Below are 230 nucleotides of genomic sequence, written 5' to 3'. Positions count from 1 at the left end.
CACGATATCTAATCCAATTCCATTATTACCTTCAGAAACATTCAATATCAAATCAAACTGAGATGTAACATTCTCAAATTCATAACCTGAGAGTAAAATCCCTTCTAAACCTGTTTCTACTTCCTCTGACTCTTTCGGTGTATTCTGCAATACAAACATCACCTGAAACAATGGACTCATGCTCATATCACGGGTAGTGACCACACGGTCTACTACTTTCTCAAATGGAG

Annotated in this window: 1 protein-coding gene; it reads right to left on the bottom strand. The window is 37.4% G+C overall.

The genetic code is table 11. The features are described from left to right. On the bottom strand, positions 1-230 hold a 230-nt coding region (locus tag FLA105534_RS22595), incomplete at both ends, for a condensation domain-containing protein (protein WP_173968339.1).

Origin of the sequence: Flavobacterium collinsii, assembly GCF_902804485.1 — a bacterium.
Classification (GTDB): Bacteria; Bacteroidota; Bacteroidia; order Flavobacteriales; family Flavobacteriaceae; genus Flavobacterium; species Flavobacterium collinsii.
The sequence above is the reverse complement of the archived record's forward strand: the minus strand, read 5'-3'. Positions and strand labels throughout refer to the sequence as shown.